Origin of the sequence: Actinomadura sp. 9N407, assembly GCF_044326315.1 — a bacterium.
Classification (GTDB): Bacteria; Actinomycetota; Actinomycetes; order Streptosporangiales; family Streptosporangiaceae; genus Spirillospora.
The window spans coordinates 50,445-73,605 of the sequence record NZ_JBIRAW010000019.1 but is presented as its reverse complement, the minus strand read 5'-3'; the positions used below and the strand labels follow the sequence as shown (position 1 = coordinate 73,605).

Sequence of the window (23,161 nt, the reverse complement as noted above, 5' to 3'; positions counted from 1 at the left end):
CTTTGTTCCCCGAGGCGATGCGCGTCTCACAGACCCTTGATGTGCGCAGCAATGTGAGTGCCCGAGGGGTTGAGCCAGCCATTCTTTGCGGCGAATGCGAGCATCCGCTGGAGACCGTCACGACGGACTGTGTTGTCGGCGATACCAAGTTGGACGTGCAAGAAAGCGACGCTAACCCATACATGTCGTTGGTCTTCGTGCGGCTCGACATCATGGCTGGCCTTCAGCAGGGCGGCAAACTCCTGCGAGGTAAGTCCGCCGCACTCGACGTGGAACCTTGTAAAGTCGTCCGGGTCGGTTACGCCGAACTCATGAGGCCGCGCCCAGATGATCATCAGAGCTCGAACTCCCCGACGCCCCGGGTCCACATCCGGACGAAAGAATACTCGAGGATCGCCCCAGCGCCTGCATTGAACTCGGGGTCGCCCGCCATCAGCGGCGGGTTGCTGTCGTTGCGGTAGGGAAGGTCGTCACCGCGCTCGTGGAGGGTGTTGCGCAGCTGCGCCCAGTACTGATATCTGGGCGCATCGGTCCCGGCTAGGCCGTTCTCCAGCTTCTCGACGTCATGCATCAGCCCTAGCATGTTGGTACGGGCCTCCTTGAGTGCCTTCTCGGCGTAGTACGCCGGGAATGTGAAGGTGGTGAAGTTGGGGTTGATTTCATACAGGCCTCCGATGGGCTTGGCTTCTGCCAGACCTTTGCGGTACTCGTCGAGCACCCAATACGGGAAGTCCCAGCCGAGGTAGGCGGGGCCCGAACTGCAGCCGAGGCCTAGTTTGCTGGCGGCGAAGTGGGTCTCTGTGCTGGTAGAGGCCTACGGAACGGTGGGAGCGCGGGGCACATCTCGACGCGACTGGGGGAGGACAGGTCGAGGGTGGCCACTCGCTCAGCCACTCGGATGGGATGGTTGAGTCCGGAGGAGCACGGCCATTTGGCGCAGCTTGATGGGCTGGTGCGTTCGGCAACTCGTGCCCTCTCAAGTCCGGATGCTGAGATTGGCCACTGCCCCGACATGAAGTGCTGCTCGGAGACGCCAATGAAGTCGAACCCCATCTCCTCGGACGAAGGTGAGTTCTTGAGAAGTTCAGGAGCCCCCGCGAGACGTGCCATGGTTTACCTGGGCCTCAGAGAGGATTCCGAACAGGGGCGACGCGCTCTGGCCACATTGTCGAACCATGCATGCGCTGGTCCCAAAGGTGATGGATCGTTGAGCGGACCTTGCGTGGTGATGCTGGATTCGCTCACATGAGGACGACGGCCCGGCCGTTGACGCCCCTGCTGCCGAGCTTTTCCAGCACGTCGGCGATCTCGGTCAGGGCATACTCCTCCACCGGTACCGAGATGGCCCCGGCTGCGATGTCGGGAAGAAGCTTCCGCGCGACCTCCTGAGCGCGTTGTTCACGGCTGAGCAAGTTCACCGGCAGGATCGCAACGTCGGTGTAAAACCACGAAGGCAGGTCGATGCTAAAGGCGGTCCCCGCGGTGTATCCCAGACAGGCGACCTTTCCTCCAGAGCGCATCCACCTGATGCGGTCACCGAGGCCCGCTCCCCCGACCGTGTCGATCATCAGGTGAGCAGGACGTTCCGTGGCCAGTCGTGCCCTTGCCGCTGCGTCGTCCAGCGCCACACCAGTGACCCCCATGGGGAGCTGATCCAGCCGTGAGGCTCGGGACACCAGGGCGATCACCTCTGCACCGGCCGCCTGCGCGAGTTGGACGGCGACTGAGCCGACCGCCCCTGTCGCGCCGCTGACCATCACGGTCTGGCCGGCCTCGATACGGCCGACGTCATGCAGTGCGACGTACGCGGTGGTCACGGGGACGAAGAACGTCGCCGCGATCGCTGCCTCAAGTCGAAAGCCCAGCGACACCAGAGCCCCATCGCGGACTGATGCGAACTCGCGCCAAGAGCCGTCGCCGGTCAGCCCGTGCGCTCGGTCGCGGAAGATCACCTGGGTGCCGGGCTTAAGAGTGTCGGACTCCAGGACGATCCCGCTTCCCTCGACCCCAGGGACGTACGGCAGAGGGGGTTTGAGGGTGAACTCGCCCGTGGCGACGGTGACGTCCAGGTGGCTGACCGTCGCGGCCTCAATCCTGACCAGCGTCTCTCCTGCCCGTCGTACGGGGTCTGGGACCTCTTCGACCACCGGGGGAGTGCCCCAGCCGTGGATCCGCGCAGCGCGCATCGGTGCTTCCTTTCAGCATGTGGACCCGTGTTCCCTCGCCACGTTGCTACGCACCACCTTCTGACGCTGCCTCCGGGTCCGCAGAGCGGACTCGCGAGTGCTGGTGGTGGGCCTCGAACTGCTGAAGTGGGTTCGGGCGAGGGGTCGGCGGCCTTCTCCAGGACGTGCCCGGGTGCTCTGAGCTGCGCCCAGGAATCGGCTGCTGGAGCCTCAACCCGGATGGTCTGACTGGCGGTTCGGTGACCGGACCGTCGTCGTGCCACCGTGCCACCCGACTGGCAGCGTTAGTTCCGACGCGCGTTCCTAGGAGGCTTCCCGATGCAGACCGCCCAACTCCTCATCGGCGACGAGTGGGTCGACTCCTCCACCGGGTCGACTGGAGGAACCGTCAACCCCGCGAACGGCGAGGAGATCGCGACTTTCGCTGAGGCGACCTCATCCGACGTCGACGCGGCGGTAGTGGCGGCGAGGACTGCGTTCGAGGCTAGCGAGTGGCGCTCGATGACGCCGGACGCGCGCGGTCGGTTGCTGTGGCGGATCGGGGACCTCATTGAAGAAAACGCCCGGGAACTGGCCGCCCTGGAGACCCTGGACCAGGGGCAGCCGACCTTCGTCAGCAGTAACATTTCGGTGCCGCTCGCCGCCCAGGTCTTTCGCTACTACGCCGGCTATGCCACCAAGATCGAGGGCAAGGTGTCGCCCGTATCGATCCCCGACCAGTTCACCTATCAGCGCCGTGTGCCGCTAGGGGTCTGCGGCCTGATCACGCCCTGGAACTTTCCGCTTCCGATCGTTGCCTGGAAGCTGGCACCGGCACTTGCCACGGGCAACACCGCGATCCTCAAGCCTGCCGAGCAGACTCCGCTCTCCACGGTGCGCCTCGCCCAAATCTGCCGTGCGGCCGGTGTTCCGTCCGGGGTGGTAAACCTGCTCACCGGTGGTCCGGACGTAGGTAAGGCGTTGGTGGCCCACCGCGGTGTCGACAAGATCTCCTTCACCGGCTCGACGGCCGTCGGTCAGGAGATCGTGCGGGTGTCGGCCGACGATCTTAAGCGGGTCGGGCTGGAACTCGGCGGCAAGGCGCCGAGCATCGTCTGCGACGACGCTGACATCGACGCCGCGGTGCAGGGCAACCTCCAGGGTGGCTTGTTCAACACAGGCCAGGCATGCGGTGCCTATACCCGGTTCTTCGTGCACCGGTCTCGGGTCGACGAGTTCGTCAGCAAGCTGGGCGCAGCAGCCGACGCCCTGCGCATCGGGCCTGGCCAGGACCCAGAGAGCGTGGTTGGCCCTCTCGTCTCCACCGAGCATCTTGAGCGCGTCGCGGGCTACGTCCGCAGTGGCATTGAGGAGGGCGCGCAGCTAGTGACCGGTGGTGAGCGTGTCGGAGGGAACCTGGCGAGCGGCTACTTCTACCGCCCCACCGTTTTCACCGAGGTGACCGACGAGATGACGATCGCCCGGGAGGAGATCTTCGGCCCGGTTCTGTCCATCATGCCGTTCGACGACCTGGACGAGGCCATCACCCGGGCCAACGGGACCGACTACGGCCTGGCCGCCGTGCTGTGGACCAAGGACCTGGTCGCGGCCCATTCCCTGCCACAGCGCATCGAGGCAGGAACCGTCTTCGTCAACCAGATCCCGCTGATCGACCCGGGCGCCCCGTGGGGCGGTTTCGGGTTGAGCGGCTGGGGCCGCGAGCTCGGCTCCTACTCCCTCGACGAGTACACCGAGCCCCAGTCGGTCTTCATCAACCTGGGGTGACCGCCCTGCCCCACTCAGCCGAGACGGTGAACTCAGCCCGCCGGGCATGGTGTCGTAGCCGGATCGGGGCTTACCCGAGTAAGGAGCCATTCCCATGCACAGCTCGCTCTTCGACGCCCTCACCGCAGAGGAGATCCGCACGGTCACGCGTCTCGTGCGCGCAGAAGGGATCGGTGGCCCACGCCCTGGCTTCGGCGCCGTGTTCACCGACGAGCCGGACAAGGCCCTGCTCCGGGCCGGGGTCCAAGTGCCGCGGCGGGCCCGCGCGCTGGTCGTCGACCGAACCGTGGGCCACAGTTACGACGTCCTCGTCGACCTCGCCAGGGGAAAGGTGGTCTCCTCGCTAGTGATCGAGAACGGTGCCGCGCCGATGCTCGCGGAAGAGATCGAGATCCTCACTGAGACACTCAAGGCCGACCCGCGCTTCGTCGAGGCCCTTGCCAAGCGTGGCGTCACCGAACTGACGCAGGTCCAGTGCGACCCCTGGGGCGTTGCCAACCGCGCCGAGCTTGGCATCGATGGCAAGCGCCTGTGGGCCGCGATCTCCTATCTGCGCCACGGCCCGGATGACAACGGCTACGCGCACCCGATCGAGGGCGTCGTCGGCGTGGTCAACATGGTGCATCGCACCGTCGTAGCGGTCCACGACTATGGCGTGCGTCCGATGAACGAGAGCTGCTCAAACTACACGCCCGAGCACCACCAGCCGATGCGCACTGACATTGCGCCTCTCGAGATCCTTCAGCCGGAGGGTGTCGGCTTCCACATCGACGGTCCGGAGCTGACCTGGCAAAAATGGAGGCTCCGGGTCAACATGCACCCGATTGATGGACTGGTGCTGCATGGCGTCGAGTACAAGGACGCCAGCGGGTACCGCTCGATCATGCACCGCGGTTCGCTTGCCGAGATGGTCGTGCCCTACGGCGACCCGCACGACGAGCACTACTGGCGCAGCGCCTTCGATGCTGGCGAGTACGGGCTGGGAAAGATGGCCAACTCGCTGACCCTCGGGTGCGACTGCCTCGGGGAAATCGTCTATCTCGACGCCGTGATGGCCGATGACTTCGGCGAGCCGACCGTCATCAAGAACGCGGTGTGCATTCACGAGGAGGACGCCGGCATCCTGTGGAAGCACACAGATTGGGTTACAGGTAAGGTCGACGTCCGTCGCTCGCGCAAGCTCGTCGTCAGCTTCATCGCGACCGTAGGGAACTACCACTACGGCTTCTACTGGAACCTGTTCCAGGACGGACACCTTGAAGTCGACGTCAAGCTCCTCGGTATCGTTCAGACGCGTGCGGTTGAGGCCGACGAAGTCACCCCGCACGGCACTCGTATTGCGGAGAATCTGGTCGCGACCTACCACCAGCACCTGTTCTCGTTCCGGCTCGACATGGAGGTCGACGGCTGGGAGAACAGCGTCTACCAGAACGACGTCGACGCGATCCCGGTCGGACCGGAGAACCCGCACGGCAATGCCATGGGGCTCACCAGGACCCTGATTGCCCGAGAGAACGACGGTGACTGGCTCACCAACCCGCAGACCGCTCGAAGCTGGTCGGTCGTCAACCCCGGAAAGACCAACCGGTGGGGCGTTCCCGTCGGCTACAAGCTTCTGCCGGGCTGGGCGTCGGACACCCTGATCGCCCAGGCTCCTTCTCTGATCGCCCAACGCGCCGGCTTCGCCACACGCAACCTGTGGGTGACGCCGTACTCGCCTGCGGAGATGCACTCCGGTGGTGACCATCCCAACCAGGACCGATCGGGTGCCGGGCTGTCGACCTGGACGAAAGCGAACCGTGGGGTGGAGCACACTGACGTCGTGCTTTGGCACACCCTCGGCGTCACGCACATCCCGCGCTCGGAAGACTGGCCCGTCATGCCCACGGAGGTCGCCAGCTTCATGCTCGTCCCCACCAACTTCTTCGACCAGAACCCCGCCCTCGATGTGCCTGCCAACAAGCCGAAGCACTGCGGCACGGGCGATGCGGCCTGCCACTGATCGGCTCACCGGGACCGTTGCACGGGCCGGAGTTGGCGCAACGACCCGGACAGCTGCCGAGCCAGTGACGGGAATCACTGAGTCTCACCACACCACTTGGAGGATCGACCCGTGCCCACCTACTACCGTGCCGCAGACGACGAGACCTGGACTCCGTACAGAGCCGGGGCGATGGGATACCTGCGGCAGGACGAGGCGCTCAATGCCGGCGTCTGGGCTGTGACCCCCGCCGAGGCACCTGCCCAGGTCGAGGTGACGCTGCCGGTCGACCGCACCGTGCTAGTTCTCGACGGCATGCTCGAGATCGCCGTGGTGGACGGGGCGACCTACTCGCTCGGCGTGGGCGACTCGGCATCCTTCCCCAAGGGCACCACCATCCGCATCAGTGTGCTGGCGCCGCTGCGCCAATTCTTCGTCGACCGTCTCTGAGGAAGGCCGTTTGCAGACGGGAGAAACCCGATGACCACGGTCGCGTATTCAACGGCACGGTCTACACCTGCGCCCCCGCACGGGAGTGGGCCTTCCACCTCTCGTCGAGGATGGCGTCATCACCGGCGTCGGAGACCGCCGACTTTCATTCAGCGGATCCAGGCTGTCGACGAGGTCGTTGAACTCGATGGCCGAATGGTGATGCCCGGTATTTACCGCGCCCACACGCAGCTGATCGGCGGCCTGATCAGGGCCGAAGTCGCCTGCCTGCCGCGAGCGGACGAGGACGCGATTATGGCAGCCCCCTCGGCTTGGGACGGTCCCAGGCCGTTGGGCGCAGATGGGAACGAATGGCTTATCGGCCGACGTCACTCGCATGGCTCCATCGAAGGCATACTAAGCATTTCTCGACGCGGCGTTCCCTGACATCCCAATCATGTTGCATGATCGCTCGGCTCACAACGAATTGCTCAGCGGCCGGGCCTTGGAGTTGGCCGACATCGACGCCGTCTCCCGTCCGCGGGTGGCTACAGGTCCGAGATGGATGGGCTGCGGAGTCTTGCCGGGGGAGGGCTGGCGGTCACTCAAACCACCCCTGCCATCGTGTAGTCCTTGCAGGGCTCCGGGGACACGATAGCGTCGCCCCGGTCGCTGCGACCCGCTCCGGGTTGGGTGGCGATACTCCTCACCGCACAGGAGGGAATATAGATGGTCACGAGCCTGCCGGCCGCGGAGCTGGCAAAGTCGTGGTGGCGGACCTGTGTCGGTCAGTACCCCACGGGCGTCACGCTGATCACGACGGTCGATGGCCTGGGAGCACCGACGGGCATAGTGGTCGGTACTTTCACCTCGGTGTCCGAGGACCCGCCACTGGTCGGGTTCCTGGCGACGTCCTCGTCGCAGACGCTCCAGCAGATCCGGCGCAGCGGCCGGTTCCGGGTCTCGGTGCTCGGGGCGGGACATGAGGAGCTCTGCCAGAGTTTCGTCTCCGGCTCGACCGACGAATGCTTCGCCGAGGACTGCTGGAACTACGATGAGCACGGCATGCCGCGCCTGCGGGATGCCGTCGCCTGGTTCGATACGACGGTGCACGACGTGCTGTCGGTGGGAGACCGCGAGTTCGTCCTCGGACGGGTTCATGATCTGGGCATCGGCGACGGGTCCGGAGCACTCCCGTTGCTCTTTCTCAAGGGCGGCTATGGTTCCTTCCCCTCGTTGCGGCTGGACTTTGACGCCCGCCAACTCGGTGGCCGTCTCCGGCTCGCCTCGGAGGTGACCGATGCGGTGGCGGCGTTCGCGGACCGAATGGGCGTTGAGTGCCTGCTGGCCACGGTCGCGGGAGACTCGGTGGTGGTCTTGACGGCGGCGAACGCTCGCGCGCAGCTTGTAGGCATGACCTTCCCGTTTGCCGCGCCGATGGCTCCGGGTTTCGCGGCTTGGTCGGATGAGCAGACCCGCGGTCGCTGGATGCGCCGGGCCCGTCGGCTGCTGGGCAACGTGGACGACGAGTTCATGCGTGAGACGATCGACTGGGTGCGTGAATACGGCTACGCCCTGTCGTTTGGGGACACGATGAGCGCCGGGTTCGACGCCGTCATGGGGTCGCCGGAGGTCGGGCCGGACGAGGTCGCGGAGCTGTGGGCACAGGTCGCACACGACTACCGGATGCTCAGCCGCAGCGAGTTCCCTGAGCGGCACGTCAGTATGATCCAAGCTCCCGTTTTCGACCGGCATGGCACGGCCGAACTCGAGGTCGTGGTGGGCGGCTTCGGTCCGGGCTGTGCTCCTGAGCGTTACCAGGAGGTCGTCGTATCGACCCTCGACTTCAGCGCTGAGCTGACCCGGATGGTCGGCGGCACGCCACCGGACGACTACGCCCCCCGAAGGCCGTGAGCGACCCGCGCCGTACCCGCGGATGCGATGACGGACCGGTGGCCCAAAAATATGGGGCAACCGGCCCGTCATGGGCGAGATGATGGTGGCGTCACACGCGTGAGGATCCCATTACGTCATAGCGCTGCCGGTCCCGGCCGCGCAGCCAGAGCGCGACTCCAACACCGACCAACGCGACCGGCAGGAAGATCAGAGGCATACCGTTGATCACCCAGGAATTGGAGCCGCTCAGTGCCGAGTAGTTATGAAGCACGGCCGCTGTGCAGGCCCCCAGCAGCAGGGCGGCCAGCACGGGAATTCCCACGTGAGCGACGGTGATTTGTCCTTGACGGTAGAAGAAGATCGCCACTGACAGCGATGTCAAGGTCAGCATCGCGAGCAGCCCCAGCGCCCCCAGGCCGATGAGCGACGTCGACAGGTCCAGCAGCGGATCGAGTCCGGCGGCGCCGTAGGCCACGCAGGTGAACCCGAAGATCAGGCCGGTGAGGACCAGGCCGGCGGCCGGAGTGCCGGTTCGCCGGTATGTCGTCGTCAGAACCCGCGGCAGTACTCCGTCCCTGGCCAAGGCGAAGAAGTAGCGGGCTGCTGCGTTCTGGAACGCGAGGATCCCGGCGAAGATGCTGACCACGACCATGATGCTGACGAGGTCGGCCCAGGCAGAGCCGACGTACTGCTCGGTGAGCGTGAACATGAAGGCGCCCGGCTCCTGTGCCACAAGACCGACCGCCTTGTCGAATCCGGCGCCCGCGATGAGGCACCAGGCGGTCAGCCCGTCGAAGAGGGCAATGATGGCGATCACGTAGTAGGTGGCTCGTGGAACGGTCCGGCGCGGGTTCGCGGTCTCCTCGGAGTAGATGGCAGTCGCCTCGAAGCCCAGGAAGAACGTGAAGACGTAGACCACGGCGACGCCGGGGGAGCCGCTGAATACATGACTGGGACTGATCGCATCCAGGGAGAACGCGCCCAGCCCGGCTTGGACGACGATCGCGATGTTGACGACGGCGACGATTAGCCCCTCGAGGAGCAGGATGACCACCACGACGCGCGCCGAGAGATCGATACCGAGGACGGCGAGGACAGATGCCAGGAAGGCACCGAGGATCGAGATTACGAGCCAGTGGACGTCGATCCCGATGAGCCGCTCGATCAGATCGGCCCCGAAGTAGCCGAAACCTGCGGCGACCGAGCCCCCCAGCGCCAGATATGCCAGCACCAGGACGTACGCGGAGGCCAGGCCGACCGGTTTCCCGAGCGACTGGGAGATGTAGGCGTAGAAGGCACCTGCGTTCTGGATGTGGGGCACGACCCGGACGAAGCCGATCGAGAAGAGTGCCAGCACGATCGCGACTAGGAAGACCGCTCCGGGGGTTCCCACCCCGTTGCCGAGCAGGATCGCCAGCGGTACGAGAGCCGTTACGACCGAGAGCGGGGCGGCGGCTGCGATCACCAGACCGACGACGTGGACCGTTTTGAGGGTCCCCTTCCTGAGGTGATCCGGCGGAGCGTCTGGTGGTAGGGCGTGGCTCTGGGCGTATGGATCTACACGTTCAGTCATCTGCACTCCTCGGTACACGAGCAGGCCACCATGTGCCCATGCCTGCCGTCCGGCGTGGTTAGCGGGCGGAGAACTCGTCGGCCCTGGTCGAAGCGACGTCGTTGGTGTTTGCGCGAGAACGTCCCAGCACTTGAGCTGGTCGGGAAGATCGCGGTTCGCTCTGTGGACCAGGTGCGGAGATACCTTGGGGCATCTGTCGAAGCCAGGTAGCAGTCCGGGTGCTTGTATCACGTCGATTCCGCACCGTTTCAGCACTGCGGTCCGCCAGGTGATCCGTTCGCTTGGTGGCGTTCTGGGCCTCTCCTAGGTTGCGAGTACAGCGACCGAGGGAGAGGAAGACGAGTGTCGAAGTCCACTGGCGTTGTGGAGTTGGACCCGAGGTGGTTGCGCGAGTCGGCGGCCCGGCTGATCGAGGCGACGGGTGTCCCGGAGTCCGCTGCCCGGACCGTTGCCGCGTCACTCGTCGATGCCGACCTGCGTGGGGTGCCGTCGCACGGTGTGATGCTGCTGCCGATGTACGTCGGTCGGCTTCGCGCCGGGTCGGTCAGCCTGGCCACCGAAGCGGAGGCTGTGGTCGACCTGGGTGCCGTTGCCGTGCTTGACGGTCAGCATGCCCTCGGTCAACTGACCGGAGACCAGGCGATGGGGCTGGCCATTGCCAAGGCCCAGGAGTACGGGGTAGGCGCCGTTGCGGTGCGTCGGGCCTTCCACTTTGGGAGCGCGTTCCGCTACGCGGCACAGGCCGCAGACAAGGATTGCATCGGGCTGGCCGCCGCTAACACCCGGCCGCTCATGCCCGCGTGGGGTGGTGCCGAGGCCGTGGTGGGGAACAACCCGATCGCCTTCGCCGTCCCTCGGTCCGAGGGCGAGCCGTTGATCCTGGACATGGCGCTGTCGGCCGCAGCGCTCGGCAAGATTAGGCTCGCCGCTGCGAGCGGACAGCCGATTCCCGATTCTTGGGCCACTGACGTTCTCGGCCGGCCCACGACCGATGCTGCGCAGGCCCTGGAGGGGCTGCTGCTGCCGATGGCGGGACCGAAAGGGTTCGGGCTGGCGTTGGTCGTCGACGTACTCACCGGCGTGCTGTCAGGAGGGGCTTTCGGCAAGAAAGTGCAAGGGCTGTACGCCGATTTGTCCCGACCGAACGACTCGGCCCAGTTCTTCCTCGCGCTCGACGTCCGCGCCTTCTCCGACGACGCCGAGTTCGGTGAGCGGGTAGAGGAACTGTGCCGCCAGGTGACCGGCTCCGCAAGTGCTCCAGGGGTCGAGCGGATCTACCTTCCCGGCCAAATCGAGGAGGAGCGGGCGGCAGAGGCGGCCAAGTCCGGGCTCAGGGTTCAAAGGTCAACCCTGGCGGACCTGGAACGGCTCTCCACCGAGCTGGGCGTGGAACTGACCTTCCCCGCGCCAACTCAGGAGGTGGGCGCGTGAGGGCGAGCTTCGATGCTTGCGGCAGCGTGGTCGTGGCAGCAGTTGGTGCTGCGGTGAGCGTGAGCACTGGCTGCGCACCACAGGCATCGGCACGCCGGAGGACGTCGTTGGCCCGCTGCTGTTCTTGCTGTCGGACGTCGCGACCATGACCGGCTCAGTGCTCATTCGCGAACGCGCGTTCTCGGGGAGCCATTTCGACAAAGGACCCACCCAGTGACTGCGTGCATCCTGCCGGTGGTGATCGTTGGTGCGGGTCCGATTGGGCTCATCCCCGCTCTCGGCCTGCAGCATTACGGTGTCTCGGCGTTGGTGTTCGAGGAAGACCGGCGCCTGTCGATCGACACCAAAGCGGGCACGATCATCACCAGGACCCTGGAGGTTCTGGACCGGTACGGCGTCGTGGACGATGTCCTGGCACAGTCACTGCGCATCGAAGAGATCGGCGAACCCGCCCGGGCTACCAACCAGCGGACCCTTAGCGTCTGGACCGGTGAGCTCACCGAGGACACCCGGTTCCCCTTCGTCATCAATATTCCCCAGCACGAGCTCGAGCCGATTCTCCAGGTGCTCTCGACGAGCGGTGCGAAGCATCCGACGTTCTTCACCAAGGCACCGGGCACGGTGATCGGCCCGACGGACGACATCAACTACGATCCCGCGATTTCCGGCGAGTGAAACTACGAAGCCGAGCTCGCGCTCGTCATCGGCCGGGCGGCACGCTCGTGGCCGCCGGGCCGAGGCCAACGCCCTCGACCTCCTTGGCGGTCGTGAGGTGTGGCGGAGGGCCGCTAGCAGCACGTGAACCCCGGCGCGGTTGACGGGGCTTGTCCCACCTTTCAGCGTGCGGCGATCCGTACACCGGACCGATTCCTTGGCTGCCCGGCGCGGTCCACACAGGATCAATCAGAACGAGGTCAGGAGAGGTATGGCAGTGAGTGATGCCCGAGGGCTCCACCCGAGGAGCATCCCGGCGTTGCTGCTGCGGGCCGCGGAGGAGCACGGGGAGAAGTCCCTGGTGCGCTTCGACGACGCCGAGCGCAGCTTCACCGGAATGTGCACGGTCGCCAGACAGACCGCAACTGCGCTGGCCGAGGCCGGCATCGGACGCGGCGATCGGGTGGTAGTGATGGCGGACAACCGAGTGGAGATCCTCGACCTGATCGTGGGCTGCGCGTGGCTGGGCGCTGTCGCCGTCCCGGTGAACTCGGCGTTGCGGGGCGAGGCGCTGCGACACCAGGTTCTACGTTGCGAGCCGAGACTCGTGATCGTCGACGTGACAACCGACCGTGTCCTCAAGGACGCGGTGGGAGAAAACCGGCCGGAGACCTGCGTCCTGGGCTCGAGTGGAGGCGAAGGCCTGGCCGAGCGGCTCGGTACCAGCGATCTCCTCGATGGATCCATCGCTGGCGCCTGCGATCCCACAGCGAGCCGCCCGGGCGATATCGCCGCGATCCTGTTCACCTCGGGCACCACCGGACCGGCGAAGGGCGTGGAGTGCCCCCACGCGCAGTTCCTCGCTTGGGGGCGCAACGTCGGCGACCAGTTACGTCTGTCTGCAAGCGAGGTTCTCTACACCTGTCTGCCGCTATTTCATGTCAACGCGATCGGGACGTTCTTCCAGGCACTCCACCACGGTGCGACCATGCTGGTCGGCCCCAAATTCTCCGCGTCGAGGCTGGGGGAGCGGCTCACGGAGGCCGACGCCACCGTGACCTATCTGCTAGGCGCCATGGTCAACATGGTGCTGGCCAAGCCTGAGACCCCGAGCGACAGGACCCACCGGGTCACCCGTGCCCTCGCCCCCGGCACCGGCCCCGAAAGCGCGCGGCAGTTCCGGGAGCGCTTCGGCATCGAACTGATCGACTCCTACGGTTCCACCGAGACCAACGCGGTAATCGGCAGTGAGCCCGGCGGAACGCGGCCGGGATGGATCGGTCCCTGTCGCGCAGGGTTCGAAGCACGGGTGGTCGATGAGGACGACATCCCTGTCCCCGACGGCGAGTCCGGCGAACTGGTATTGCGGGCCACGGAGCCGTTCGCCTTCGCCGCCGGCTACTTCAAGGAGCCCGCAAAGACGGTGGCCGCCCGGCGGAATCTGTGGCTGCACACCGGTGACCAGGTCGTCAGATCCGAGGACGGATGGTTTCGTTTCGTCGACCGGATGGGTGACTCGATCCGCCGCCGTGGCGAGAACATCTCGAGCCACGACGTGGAACAGGCCATCGGATCCCACCCGGGCGTCAGCCAGGTCGCGGCGTACGCCTTGCCTTCCTCGCTCGGAGAGGACGAGGTCGCCGTGGCCGTGGTCGTGGAGCCCGGTCACGAACTCGCTGCTCATGACGTCGTCGCCTGGTGCCGGGAACGGCTCGCGGCGTTCGCCGTTCCCCGCTTCGTGCGAGTGATGGATGCTCTCCCGCTGACCCCGCAGGGCAAGGTCCGCAAGCAGGTGCTACGCGACCAGGGCACCACGGCCGCCTGGGACCGCGAGACCGGGGCCGTGGCCGAGAGGACGGTGCAGGCGTGAAGATCTTGTGGCAGAGCTTTACCACTCCCGGATCGAAGTACCACGCCGCCCTTCATGAGTACTTGACCAGCCTGGCCAAGGCGGGAACGACCGTGGAGGTCGAGGGCCTGTCGCCAGCCGACGACACCGTTCACCGCCTGTCGGAGGCCCGGTGCGGCTACCAGGTCGTGCGGCAGAACCTCGATGCCCCCCAGCGCGGTTACGACGCGGTCGTGATCGGCCACTTTCAGGATGGCGGATTGCACGAGCTGCGCAGCGCCCTCGACATCCCGGTCGCCGGACTCGGCGAGTCCTCCATGCACCAGGCCATGATGCTCGGAGAAGCGTTCGGCCTGGTCACCATCCACCCCGGGTTCTCGTGGTACCACCGCCAGCAGGTCGAGCGGTACGGGATCCAAGCCCGGTTTGCCGGGGTGCGCGCCATGGAGACCACCGCGCAGACCTATTTTCGGGCCTTTGAGGGAGAAGAAGAATCCCTGGCCCTTGTGGTGAAGCAGTTCCGAGAGGAGGCCATGCGCCTGGTCGAGGCCGGTGCGGAAGTGATCATCCCCGCTGGCGGGCTCCCGGCGCTGCTCCTGTGGCGCACGGAACTGCTCCCGGACCTGGATGGTGCGGCAGTGCTGGACCCGATCGGCGCGGCTCTGGGAACCGCGGAGATGTGGGCGCACCTCGGCTCCCACCATATCCAGCCTGGGCGCCGCGGGCCGTTCGCCAGAGCCGACCAGACAGTTCTGGACGACTTCCGGACCCTGCGTCCGGAATCAATCTGAAACCACGTTAAAGAGGAGAGACATGAGCAGCATCCAGCGCACCGCTCACGCCGTCTGGCAGGGAGCGCTCGACACCGGGCACGGCCAGTTGAGCGCCGAGAGCGGCGCCTTCACCGACCTCGTCTACACGTTCGCCAGCCGCACCGCTGAGAAGCCGGAGCACACCGATCCAGAAGAACTGCTCGCGGCCGCCCACGCAGGCTGCTTCGCGATGGCCCTCAACAGTGAGCTGACCCAGGGAAAGGCCGTTCCCGCGCGGATCGAGGTGAGCGCCGAGGTGACCCTTGGCCCCACACCGGACGGGCGCCGCATCACCCACAGCGCACTGACGGTGGAGGCACGCTTCGACCAAGCGGTCGAGGCGGACTGGTTCCAGGGCAAGCTCGACGCGGCGGACCGGCGCTGCCCCTTCTCGGCGCTGGTGCGAGCCAGTGGCGCAGTAGAGGTGTCCGGCATGGTCGTGCGGTGAACGGTCGAAGCTGGGCCGATGACCGAAAGGAGGGAAAATGCGTGCGGTGATCACCGCGGCGTACGAGACGCCGTACGAGCGGCATCCCGACGTGTCGGTCGGTACACAGGGCCTGCTCGCCCAGGCGGTGCTCGGCGTTCTCCGGGAGGCCGGTCTCTCTCTGCATGACGTGGACGGATTGGGGGTCAGCAGTTTCACGATCCACCCTGACCACGTCATTGATGTGGCCTGGAAGCTCGGAATCAGTCCACACTGGTTGATGCAGGATCCCCTCGGCGGCGCGAGTGGGATCAACTTGCTCCAGCACGCCGTCCGTGCGGTCGAGGCCGGCGACGCTTCGGTGATCGTGCTCGTCGCCGGCGACTGCATGAACAAGCAGAATCTGCGCAGCCTCAACGCCAGCTACAACCGGGTCACCCAGGAGCATCTGGCTCCGCTCGGGCTCGGGGGGCCGAACCCGCTGTTCGCCATGCTCACTCGCAGGCACATGGAAAGCACGGGCCTGTCCGAGGCGGACTACGCACAGGTTGCGCTCGCCCAGCGCCGCTGGGCCGCGACCAACCCCGGGGCGGCCTACCGTGCCCCGCTGACCCTTGAGGACTACCTCACCGCCCGCGTGGTGAGCCCCCCGCTGCGCATCTTCGACTGTGTGCCCATCGTCTCTGGCGCCGATGCCATCCTCGTTCAGGCAGACCCAGGTAGGACGCAAGGCCCCAGGGTCGAGGTCACCGCGATTAAGGCGGGCCACAACCCTGATCACCAGGTGGGGAGCGGATTGGTGACGGCACTTGCCGCGGTTCGCGACGAGTTCTGGGAGGCGGCTGGAATTGGCCCTCAAGATGTCGACCTGGTCGGCGTGTACGACGACTACCCCGTGATGGTGATCGAGCAGCTCGTGGATCTGGGGTTCGTCGTGGACGCGGATCTGGAGCGCTTTCTTAACCACCAGCTCAAGGACGCTCTGCTGCCGGTGAACACCTCGGGAGGCCAACTCTCGGCGGGGCAGGCAGGCGCAGCCGGCGGCATGCACTTCCTGGTTGAGGCCGTGAATCAGCTCCTGCACCGACGCGGCGACGGACAGGTGAAGGACGCGCGCACGGCCGTGGTGGCAGGCTACGGAATGGTCCTCTACCGCTATGGGGCCTGCTCGAACGCAGTGTCGCTGCGAAGGGTGGACTGATGACAGACGAACAGCACGGTGTCGACATCCTCCGATGCGCAGGCTGTGCCGCAGCATGGTTCCCCAACCGGGTGCTGTGCCCGGCCTGTGGCTCGGATGGCTGGATCCCTGGCCGAGTGACCGAGTGCGAAGTGGAGGACGTTACGGAGCCGCCAGGACTTCCGCGGGGTGTTGCCACGGTCCACAGCCAGGGAGTAAGGATGGTGGCCTCGGTGCCCCTCGGTTCCCTGCCGGGTGATCGGTTGCCCCTCTGCTCGACCCAGGAGTTGGAGGGTATGGCGTGGGTCCCGGCGCCCGACCCGCTTCCCACCGGCTGACACGGACCGCACATGGCCCTCCGAGAGCCGATCAGGCTAGAGGATACCTCTGCCATGGATCGGTACCTGCCGCTTGAGCAAGTCCATGACGGGCGAGGTCGGCACGAGATCTCGTAGCGTCGAAGCCGACGCTCCGGCTATGCGAGGAAGCCTTGCGGTGCTTCCCGCAGGAGATGATTGGCGGCCTCTGCCCTCCGCAGGGTAGAGGCCGCCAATCCAGGAAGTCGGCTCAAGTCGCACCCTCAGATCAATGACCGGAGGTTGAGTACGGGCGATCTGTCGCCGTCGGTTCGGTGAATAGACCCCTCGGTCAGACCGCTGCTCTGGAATGTTGCGACGTTGCTCCCGCCCGTGAGGTGCCGGTCGCCGCAGGCAGACGACGGCTGATGTCGCTCGCGGTGGCCCAAAGCGCATGGAGAACCTGTTGGTCGTCCTTGCGCTCCATCGGCCTCGTCACCGAGACAGCTGCGACTACGCGATTGCTGCTGCCGTGTGTCACCGGCACCGAGATCGTCTTGAAGCCGGAGAGGCACTGCTGGCGCTCCTCGACATAGCGTTGCTCGCGGAGCTGGGCGAACGGGGCACGCAACTCGGAGTGGTGGCTGACTCCGAGCGCGGTGAGAGCTTCGCGGTTGAGGTGTGTCAGCGCCTGTGGATCGCTGTGGGCGAGGAACAGGCGGCCAGAGGCGGTGAGCCAGCTTGGGACACAAGCGTCCACGGCAGTGACGATGCCCATCTCACGGCGCCCGACGAGCCGTTCGAGGTAGACGCAGTCGAACCCCTGCGGGACGGCGAGATGGATAGCGGCCCTCATGGCTGCGCGCAGATCCATGAGGACAGGACGCGCGACGTTGCGCAGATTAGCGGGACCCGGAACCAGCTGACCGAGCTCGAAGATACGCCAGCCAAGCTGATAACCCTTCGCAGTGCGCGTCAGGTAGCCGAGCTCCACCAGTTCAACCGCCAAGCGGTGGGTTGTCGCCTTCGGGACACCTGACCTCCGACTCAGCTCGGTGAGCCCGAGGGTGGCTGTCTCGTGCGTGAAGGCGGCCAGCAATTGGTGGGTCTTGGCGAGTACCGAGGGACGCGGACCGGTGGCCTCGTCCTCGAACTCGTCGTCTGTGTAGGGCATGACGTCCCCTGCCCGTTCTCGGTTAAGTAACCCCAGTTTTGCACGCCCGTCCCGGAATTGTCATCACTGTCCGTTGATCAAATGTGGCGTGTCCGTAAGGACCCGTCGGTGAGCAAGATCCGGACATGGGTGCGTCGGGGACCGTGGGCGAGCCGGTTCTGACCTCGCACCCGGAGTCCACAGAGGGCAGGCATTAGTCAACTCGCGCTCGTACCGCCGCGAACCGCACTACCCCTGGCCGCCGAAGCATGGCTCACAGCCCCCCAGGTGCTCGCCAGAGCCGAACATTGCGATGAAACCGCTGGTTGGAGGGCAGTGTGGTCCAGTCAAACGAGCCGCGCGATTGTGCCGTCCGCCACAGTCTTTGCAGGCTGGTGACTGCCAGCCACCGCAGTTTCGGCGCAACCGCCAGTTCTCGGACGCTTGGTGTGCCGAGCCAGGTGTCGAACGCGGATTCATGCGCGCCCGCGCAGCGCTGCGAAACGTGCGATCTCAATAGGAGACACTATGTCTGACATCACCGTCTGTTACGGGTACGCCGACGCCCCTCCGGGGCACCTGCACTTCGCGGAGGCGGGGCCGGCGAGCCGATCATCCTTCTGCCCTAGACCCCACTCGCTCGACGATTACCGCGTGTCGACGACGGTCGAATCTGGGGCCGATGCGAGCAAGACCAAGGTGGCGCCCGCGAGGGTGAGTCCTATTCTCGTGGACCCTCGGAGCCTAGGCAGCCAAATGGGGACCGTGCTTCGCATCGCTCGTCAAGACGCGAGCCCGCCTCTTGTCACCGGCTCATAGGATGAGTGTTCTCATCCTGTGCTCCCGAGGTCTCTATCTCAGATCAGGACAGTTTTGTGACCTGCGAACTCGTGTGAGGGCAGTGCGGAGATCCTCGGTCTGCAGCACTGTCCTCTCCAGTCATGGCAAAGTCGAGGATTGAGCATCGCCCGTTCCAGTTGCAGCACAGCTCACCCCTTCGGGGAGCAACCCGAAGGGCCAGATGCGGTGTCCTTCCGGCGGCACACCAGGTGGCCGCGCACCCGGCCGAGCTGCTCGGTTATGTGGTGGGCTGCGTGACCTGCGCGGAGTAGCAGGACGCGGCGCAGACCAGCGCCGTCACGCTGGCCCTGACTTTCGGCATAGGGGCGGCAAGGACGCCGAAACCGGGCGGCGGGCGAGAAGCGCGTCGGTCTCAGAACTCGGGGGAGCCGGCCCACCCGGTCGAGGAGCGCTCGGATGCCGAATCGATTCCAGCGTCGGCACGCACGGTTGGTGACCGACCTAGCCGCTTCGGCTTTGATCGGACGGCGTGCCGCCCCGCGGGCTGGGCCCGGTGCCGGCGTAGCAGGGCAGAACTGGGCTGAGAATACGGTCCAGTAGCCGTCCACGCTTCTGTGGAACCATTTTTTCGGCATGGGAGATTGCTAGTTCTTGCGTATCAAAAATGATCAACGATGCTTTGGTGTTTATTTTGCCTTAACTTGGCGAATTTGATTCCGATTATTTCATGTCGAGTGGCATTGTCGATCGTAGCTTGGAGTATGTCGGGAAAGGGGAAATGATGGCTGATATATCCCCGGAAGCCCCGGGAGAGCCGAACTGGCTCATGCTACACAGCCCGGACATCAGGGCGTCGATGACGTTCTACGGAGGGCTGTTTGGATGGGACCACTACACCATCACATCCGACAAGGTCGGGGACGACATCGTGTGGATGCTGGGCGGGCCGCAGGGAGCCGAGGTAGGTAGCCTGCAGGCGCTGGCCGACGACACCGAGCGGGCGTCGTGGACCTGCTACTTCTTGGTCAGCGATGTGGGGGACGCCGTTACGCGGGCGCGAGCGGCAGGCGGTCTCGTGCTCGCTGAGGAGATCGATCTCGGCAACATGGGCCGCGCAGGATTGGTGGCCGACCCGGAGGGCGTAGATTTCGGCTTCTCCGAGCCTTACACGCTGGCGGGCATCAGTTGGACAGGAGAGCCCGCCACAATGTGCTGGGGCGAACTATCCTGCCGGGACATTAAGCAGGCCAAGCGCTTTTACGGCCAGGTTTTCGGCTGGACCTTCACTGATCGATCCTGTCACAGTGCCGCCTATGCCGACGGCCAGGTCGGCGACCGGCTGATGATCGGCATGCTGGAGATGGACGAACGGTGGCCGTCCGACTACCCGGCACACTGGTCGCCCTTCTTCGCCGTGGCTGATTGCGACGCGTCGGCCAACCGCGCGGCCGAGCTGGGCGGAAAAGTCCGGCTGCCGCCGACCGACATCGCGTCTGGCCGGTTCGCCCGCCTGACGGACCCGACCGGTGCGAGCCTGGCCATCGTGCAGTTGGCTCCCTGACGCAGGTCTGCGCAATGGGGCGCAGATTTACTACTCGCTGCCCTGAATGTAAAGGCAGAACGAGTGTGAACCCCAGGATGCTCGCTGGTAGCAAGCTTGGTGTCCACCCGCATTAGCCCAGCTGGTGGGCCCGCCTTCCCTTACGATCGTGACGAGCAGGTCGACCATGAGGGCGGCCATCAATGGCGCGCCGGGCCAGCCGGCACTGACCTGGCTGTTCTACCGGTAGCCCATCAAGTGAAGGCAGCCTACGCAGTCGGGTGCCCGGAACCGGCGAAGGGCACTTCGGTGCGGGGTGCGAGTATCTGGTCGTTGAGAGCGTGAGCGCGGGCATAGATGACGGCCTGTCAAGCAAAGCCTGGCGCGCGACGCTGGTCGTCTTCTAATCCCTCCCTGCGGCGCCGACCGTACCTACCCGGCCGTGCACGCGCCAACTCCGCGACACCATCGCGCAACGCGGCCTGGCGTCTCCGAAGGGCCACCCGGCATCCTCCACTTGGATCCGCTTCTTCGCCAGGAACCGCATTGCGGCGGCGTTGTCGGACGGGACCGTGCTCGTCGAGGGAGTCGTCCGCAGTGGAGCGATGAACACTGCCCACTGGTCTAGCATCCTCGACCGGCCCGTCATCGGCATGCCCGACTCCATCACCAGCGTGGCCTCCGCCGGCGTGCATTGCTGCTGCGCCTCAGCGAGGTGACCAGGTCACGAATGCGAAGGACATACTTACCGGACATCACCATCTCCGCGGCCGTGCAGGCCCCGCGCCCCAGCGCTCCGCTATCCGGACCGGACGGCGCGCAGTTCGTGCAGTCGGGCGAAGAAGGCGGGAGTGATCAAGGAACCTCCGCGAACGAGCACGGAAGGTCGCCAGGTAGCGACCGTGCCGCCGGGCACGCGATGCGATCGGCACGCAGTTGTCTGTCACGGTAGGGAGGGCGCGTAGTCCTGCGGCGCGCTGCCACCAATCATGGCGGTCAACCGGGCACTGCAGTGGAGGGAGCCGGCGACGATCTCACGGAAGCGGTTACGAGGAGTGCGTGGACCGAACCCGCTCACAACGAGTTCAAGAGCGACACATCGGTCGTCACCGAACACCGGAACCTGGATCAGGGTTGCGTGCTCCGCGGGCTCGGGGTGTCGGCGGTATCCGGCGTACTCGGTTGTAAGCGCCTCCCACAACGGTGCGAGCACGGCGCGGTCATGGTGCGCCGATGAGACAACGGCGTCGAAGTGTTCACTCATCGTGTGGCCAAATGAGATTGAGTATCCGTTCTCCCGGACCAGGGCCAGGGTGTCCTCGATGAGTTCGGTGTCGACACGGCCTATGAGGTGACGCGCATTCTCGACCCACGTGTGGCGAAGGTCAGGGGTGCACCACGCGGCGAACGCCGGTGCCATTGGGGCCGCGAAGGGGAAGCACATGCCGACGTGAGGCGATCGCGCGTCGGCAGCGGTGAGGACGACGACCTCATCGCGGACGACGGTCGACAAAGAACACTCGACGCCGAGATCGGTCGCCAGCTGTTCCACGGCGTCCCCGAGTACGGTGGCATGGCGTAGGCGTCCGCCCAAGTCGTCCAGATTGAACTCCATTCGCGGGATTGTGAAGGAGCCGTAGCCGCCGTTAAGGAACAGCAGTGGCATCCCGCCGGTCCGCGGACCCAGACCGAGGTTGCTCACTTCCCCGAGTGCCATGACATGGTCGCCCGCGGGCAAGATGCTGTGAATGGTGGCGTCGAACCAGGCCACAGCATCCTTGAGCCGAGGGATGCCGTGCTCGTCGTAGTCCCAGATGTCCCCTGTGAAGCGGTCCCTGACTGGCGACGCGAAGAAGTCGCGGCAGAGGCTCTCGTGTCCTGCTCCGAGGACGGATGCGCGGAACCGACCGCTTCTCTCGATGTGGGGGAACGTCGTCGAGGTCCTCTGCGCGAAGAAGCCGACCAGCGGCGGGTCCACCGACACCGAGTTGAAGGTGCCGACGATCATCCCGACCGGGCCCCCGGCCTGATCGATGCTGGTGAGGATCGTGATTCCCGTGGGATACTGTCCCAGAACCGTGCGCCAGTCCGACTTTGGTGAAGAGGCGCTGGTTGACTGGGTGGCGTTCCGCCCGGTCTCAATTGTCATTGGGACTCCTTCCCTCGGTGGGGACCGGTTAGTAGAGCTCGATCTTGAGCTTGTCGGAGAGCGCGCGGGACACGCAGAGTGCGATCTCGTTGCCTGCCGCCTTGTCTGCGGCCGACAGGCAGCTGTCGCGGTGATCTGCTTTGCCCTCGAGGATGCCTGAGACGCAGGATCCGCAGATCCCCTCTTGACACGACTTGAAGACCTCGATTCCGTTCTCCTCGAGCACTGACAGGATCGAGCGGTCTGGCGGGATCTCGAAGATCTCTCCAGACGCGAGCTCGACCGTGAAGGCGCGATCAGCAGTGGTATCGATGTCTTCCGCTACGAAGTGCTCGATGTGGACGTGGTCGGCACCTACGACTGGTGCGAAGACGTTCGTGACCTGGGCCATAAAGCCGTCGGGGCCGCAGGTGTACACATAGCTGTGTGCGGTAAGGGTCGTGGTCAGCGGCGTCAGAACGCTCGTGTGCTCTTCACGAGGCCGACCGATATGCAGAGTGACCTTGTCGCGAAACTCCGCACGCTGCTCAAGCAGGTCAGCGAAGGCGACGTCGTCCCGCGATCGGGCAAAGTAGTGCAGCTCGAAATCGGCCCCGCGGCTGTGGAGTTCGTAGGCCATGCTGAGCAGCGGGGTGACGCCGATGCCCCCGGCGACCAGGAGATGCCTGTCCGCGTCGTCGGCGATACATATCAGGTTGCGAGGTCTCCCGATTCTGAGATGGTCCCCTACAGAGACCTGGTGCAAGGCCTCCGAGCCACCTCGGGACAACGCTTCACGCTTGACAGCTATCACAATGGAGGACTGATCGCTCGGGTCACTTGCAACGGAGTACTGTCGCAGCACGCCCGTCGGTCCTGTCACGTCGATATGAGCACCTGCCGGGAACGGCGAGAACGGCGTCCCATCGAGCTTCTTGAGCCTCAGGGACCGGATCGCGGGAGTCTCGGCAATGACCTCTGCGACTTCCACCAGCAGCGCGTCGCTCACCGCACATACTCCCTGTCCGCGGCGATGCCGCTGTCCGTAGGTAGCGTCAGGG

At 65.5% G+C, this 23,161-nt stretch carries 19 protein-coding genes and 1 pseudogene; 13 read left to right on the top strand and 7 right to left on the bottom strand.

Annotated features, from left to right (window positions below):
• Window positions 1–26 precede the first annotated feature (26 nt).
• The 3 genes from ACH34Q_RS27440 to ACH34Q_RS27430 all read right to left on the bottom strand — a co-directional run bounded on the left by ACH34Q_RS27440 (window position 27) and on the right by ACH34Q_RS27430 (window position 2,186).
• The gene (locus ACH34Q_RS27440) at window positions 27–335 is read right to left on the bottom strand and encodes a hypothetical protein (protein ID WP_395985953.1); all 309 of its coding nucleotides are present in this window, start codon (window positions 333–335) and stop codon (window positions 27–29) included.
• Window positions 335–718 (bottom strand): hypothetical protein, encoded by a 384-nt coding sequence (locus ACH34Q_RS27435; protein WP_395985952.1) that lies wholly within the window; start codon window positions 716–718, stop codon window positions 335–337. Before ACH34Q_RS27435 ends, ACH34Q_RS27440 begins: the two co-directional genes overlap by 1 nt.
• Window positions 719–1,241: 523 nt before the next feature.
• Complete coding sequence (locus ACH34Q_RS27430; protein WP_395985951.1) at window positions 1,242–2,186, bottom strand: zinc-binding alcohol dehydrogenase family protein; 945 nt, start codon at window positions 2,184–2,186, stop codon at window positions 1,242–1,244.
• 318 nt (window positions 2,187–2,504) lie between these two features.
• Here ACH34Q_RS27430 and ACH34Q_RS27425 point away from each other — a divergent pair, with 318 nt between their 5' ends.
• The 4 genes from ACH34Q_RS27425 to ACH34Q_RS27410 all read left to right on the top strand — a co-directional run bounded on the left by ACH34Q_RS27425 (window position 2,505) and on the right by ACH34Q_RS27410 (window position 8,274).
• Window positions 2,505–3,950: an aldehyde dehydrogenase family protein gene (locus ACH34Q_RS27425; RefSeq protein ID WP_395985950.1), complete on the top strand. Its 1,446-nt coding sequence runs from the start codon at window positions 2,505–2,507 to the stop codon at window positions 3,948–3,950.
• Window positions 3,951–4,044: 94 nt separating this feature from the next.
• Window positions 4,045–5,952, top strand: a complete 1,908-nt coding sequence (locus tag ACH34Q_RS27420) for a primary-amine oxidase (RefSeq protein WP_395985949.1) — start codon at window positions 4,045–4,047, stop codon at window positions 5,950–5,952.
• A gap of 111 nt (window positions 5,953–6,063) precedes the next feature.
• Window positions 6,064–6,381, top strand: coding sequence for a cupin domain-containing protein (locus ACH34Q_RS27415; protein WP_395985948.1), 318 nt, complete (start codon window positions 6,064–6,066; stop codon window positions 6,379–6,381).
• 708 nt (window positions 6,382–7,089) lie between these two features.
• Window positions 7,090–8,274, top strand: a complete 1,185-nt coding sequence (locus ACH34Q_RS27410) for a flavin reductase family protein (RefSeq protein ID WP_395985947.1) — start codon at window positions 7,090–7,092, stop codon at window positions 8,272–8,274.
• Between the two features lie 91 nt (window positions 8,275–8,365).
• Here ACH34Q_RS27410 and ACH34Q_RS27405 read toward each other — a convergent pair whose 3' ends face one another.
• A complete protein-coding gene (locus ACH34Q_RS27405) occupies window positions 8,366–9,829 on the bottom strand; it encodes an APC family permease (protein ID WP_395985946.1) in 1,464 nt (487 codons plus the stop codon).
• Window positions 9,830–10,192: 363 nt separating this feature from the next.
• On the opposite strand from ACH34Q_RS27405, the gene ACH34Q_RS27400 reads away from it, so the two are divergent.
• The 7 genes from ACH34Q_RS27400 to ACH34Q_RS27370 all read left to right on the top strand — a co-directional run bounded on the left by ACH34Q_RS27400 (window position 10,193) and on the right by ACH34Q_RS27370 (window position 16,203).
• The gene (locus ACH34Q_RS27400) at window positions 10,193–11,260 is read left to right on the top strand and encodes an Ldh family oxidoreductase (RefSeq protein WP_395985945.1); all 1,068 of its coding nucleotides are present in this window, start codon (window positions 10,193–10,195) and stop codon (window positions 11,258–11,260) included.
• 16 nt (window positions 11,261–11,276) lie between these two features.
• A complete protein-coding gene (locus tag ACH34Q_RS27395) occupies window positions 11,277–11,477 on the top strand; it encodes a hypothetical protein (protein ID WP_395985944.1) in 201 nt (66 codons plus the stop codon).
• Window positions 11,474–11,935 carry an FAD-dependent monooxygenase gene (locus tag ACH34Q_RS27390; RefSeq protein WP_395985943.1) on the top strand — a complete coding sequence of 154 codons (462 nt, stop codon included), beginning with the start codon at window positions 11,474–11,476 and terminating at the stop codon, window positions 11,933–11,935. The genes ACH34Q_RS27395 and ACH34Q_RS27390 overlap by 4 nt, the downstream gene beginning before the upstream one ends.
• A gap of 298 nt (window positions 11,936–12,233) precedes the next feature.
• The gene (locus ACH34Q_RS27385; RefSeq protein ID WP_395985942.1) at window positions 12,234–13,784 is read left to right on the top strand and encodes an AMP-binding protein; all 1,551 of its coding nucleotides are present in this window, start codon (window positions 12,234–12,236) and stop codon (window positions 13,782–13,784) included.
• Window positions 13,781–14,554 carry an aspartate/glutamate racemase family protein gene (locus ACH34Q_RS27380; RefSeq protein ID WP_395985941.1) on the top strand — a complete coding sequence of 258 codons (774 nt, stop codon included), beginning with the start codon at window positions 13,781–13,783 and terminating at the stop codon, window positions 14,552–14,554. Before ACH34Q_RS27385 ends, ACH34Q_RS27380 begins: the two co-directional genes overlap by 4 nt.
• A 22-nt stretch (window positions 14,555–14,576) precedes the next feature.
• Window positions 14,577–15,023 (top strand): OsmC family peroxiredoxin, encoded by a 447-nt coding sequence (locus tag ACH34Q_RS27375; protein ID WP_395985940.1) that lies wholly within the window; start codon window positions 14,577–14,579, stop codon window positions 15,021–15,023.
• Between the two features lie 37 nt (window positions 15,024–15,060).
• A complete protein-coding gene (locus ACH34Q_RS27370) occupies window positions 15,061–16,203 on the top strand; it encodes a thiolase family protein (RefSeq protein WP_395985939.1) in 1,143 nt (380 codons plus the stop codon).
• A 627-nt stretch (window positions 16,204–16,830) separates the two neighbouring features.
• On the opposite strand, the gene ACH34Q_RS27365 is transcribed toward ACH34Q_RS27370, so the two are convergent.
• Window positions 16,831–17,652 carry an IclR family transcriptional regulator gene (locus ACH34Q_RS27365; protein WP_395985938.1) on the bottom strand — a complete coding sequence of 274 codons (822 nt, stop codon included), beginning with the start codon at window positions 17,650–17,652 and terminating at the stop codon, window positions 16,831–16,833.
• A 1,507-nt stretch (window positions 17,653–19,159) separates the two neighbouring features.
• Between ACH34Q_RS27365 and ACH34Q_RS27360 the strand changes: the two genes are divergently transcribed.
• A complete protein-coding gene (locus ACH34Q_RS27360) occupies window positions 19,160–19,993 on the top strand; it encodes a VOC family protein (protein WP_395985937.1) in 834 nt (277 codons plus the stop codon).
• Between the two features lie 443 nt (window positions 19,994–20,436).
• Window positions 20,437–20,691: pseudogene (locus tag ACH34Q_RS27355) on the top strand (DNA-processing protein DprA); the annotation flags it as partial.
• A 224-nt stretch (window positions 20,692–20,915) separates the two neighbouring features.
• On the opposite strand, the gene ACH34Q_RS27350 reads toward ACH34Q_RS27355, so the two are convergent.
• Together ACH34Q_RS27350 and ACH34Q_RS27345 are read right to left on the bottom strand one after the other, a co-directional pair.
• Window positions 20,916–22,121, bottom strand: coding sequence for a flavin reductase (locus tag ACH34Q_RS27350; RefSeq protein ID WP_395985936.1), 1,206 nt, complete (start codon window positions 22,119–22,121; stop codon window positions 20,916–20,918).
• Window positions 22,122–22,149: 28 nt separating this feature from the next.
• On the bottom strand, window positions 22,150–23,109 hold the full coding sequence (locus ACH34Q_RS27345; protein ID WP_395985935.1) for a PDR/VanB family oxidoreductase: 960 nt from the start codon (window positions 23,107–23,109) through the stop codon (window positions 22,150–22,152).
• Between the last annotated feature and the right edge of the window lie 52 nt (window positions 23,110–23,161).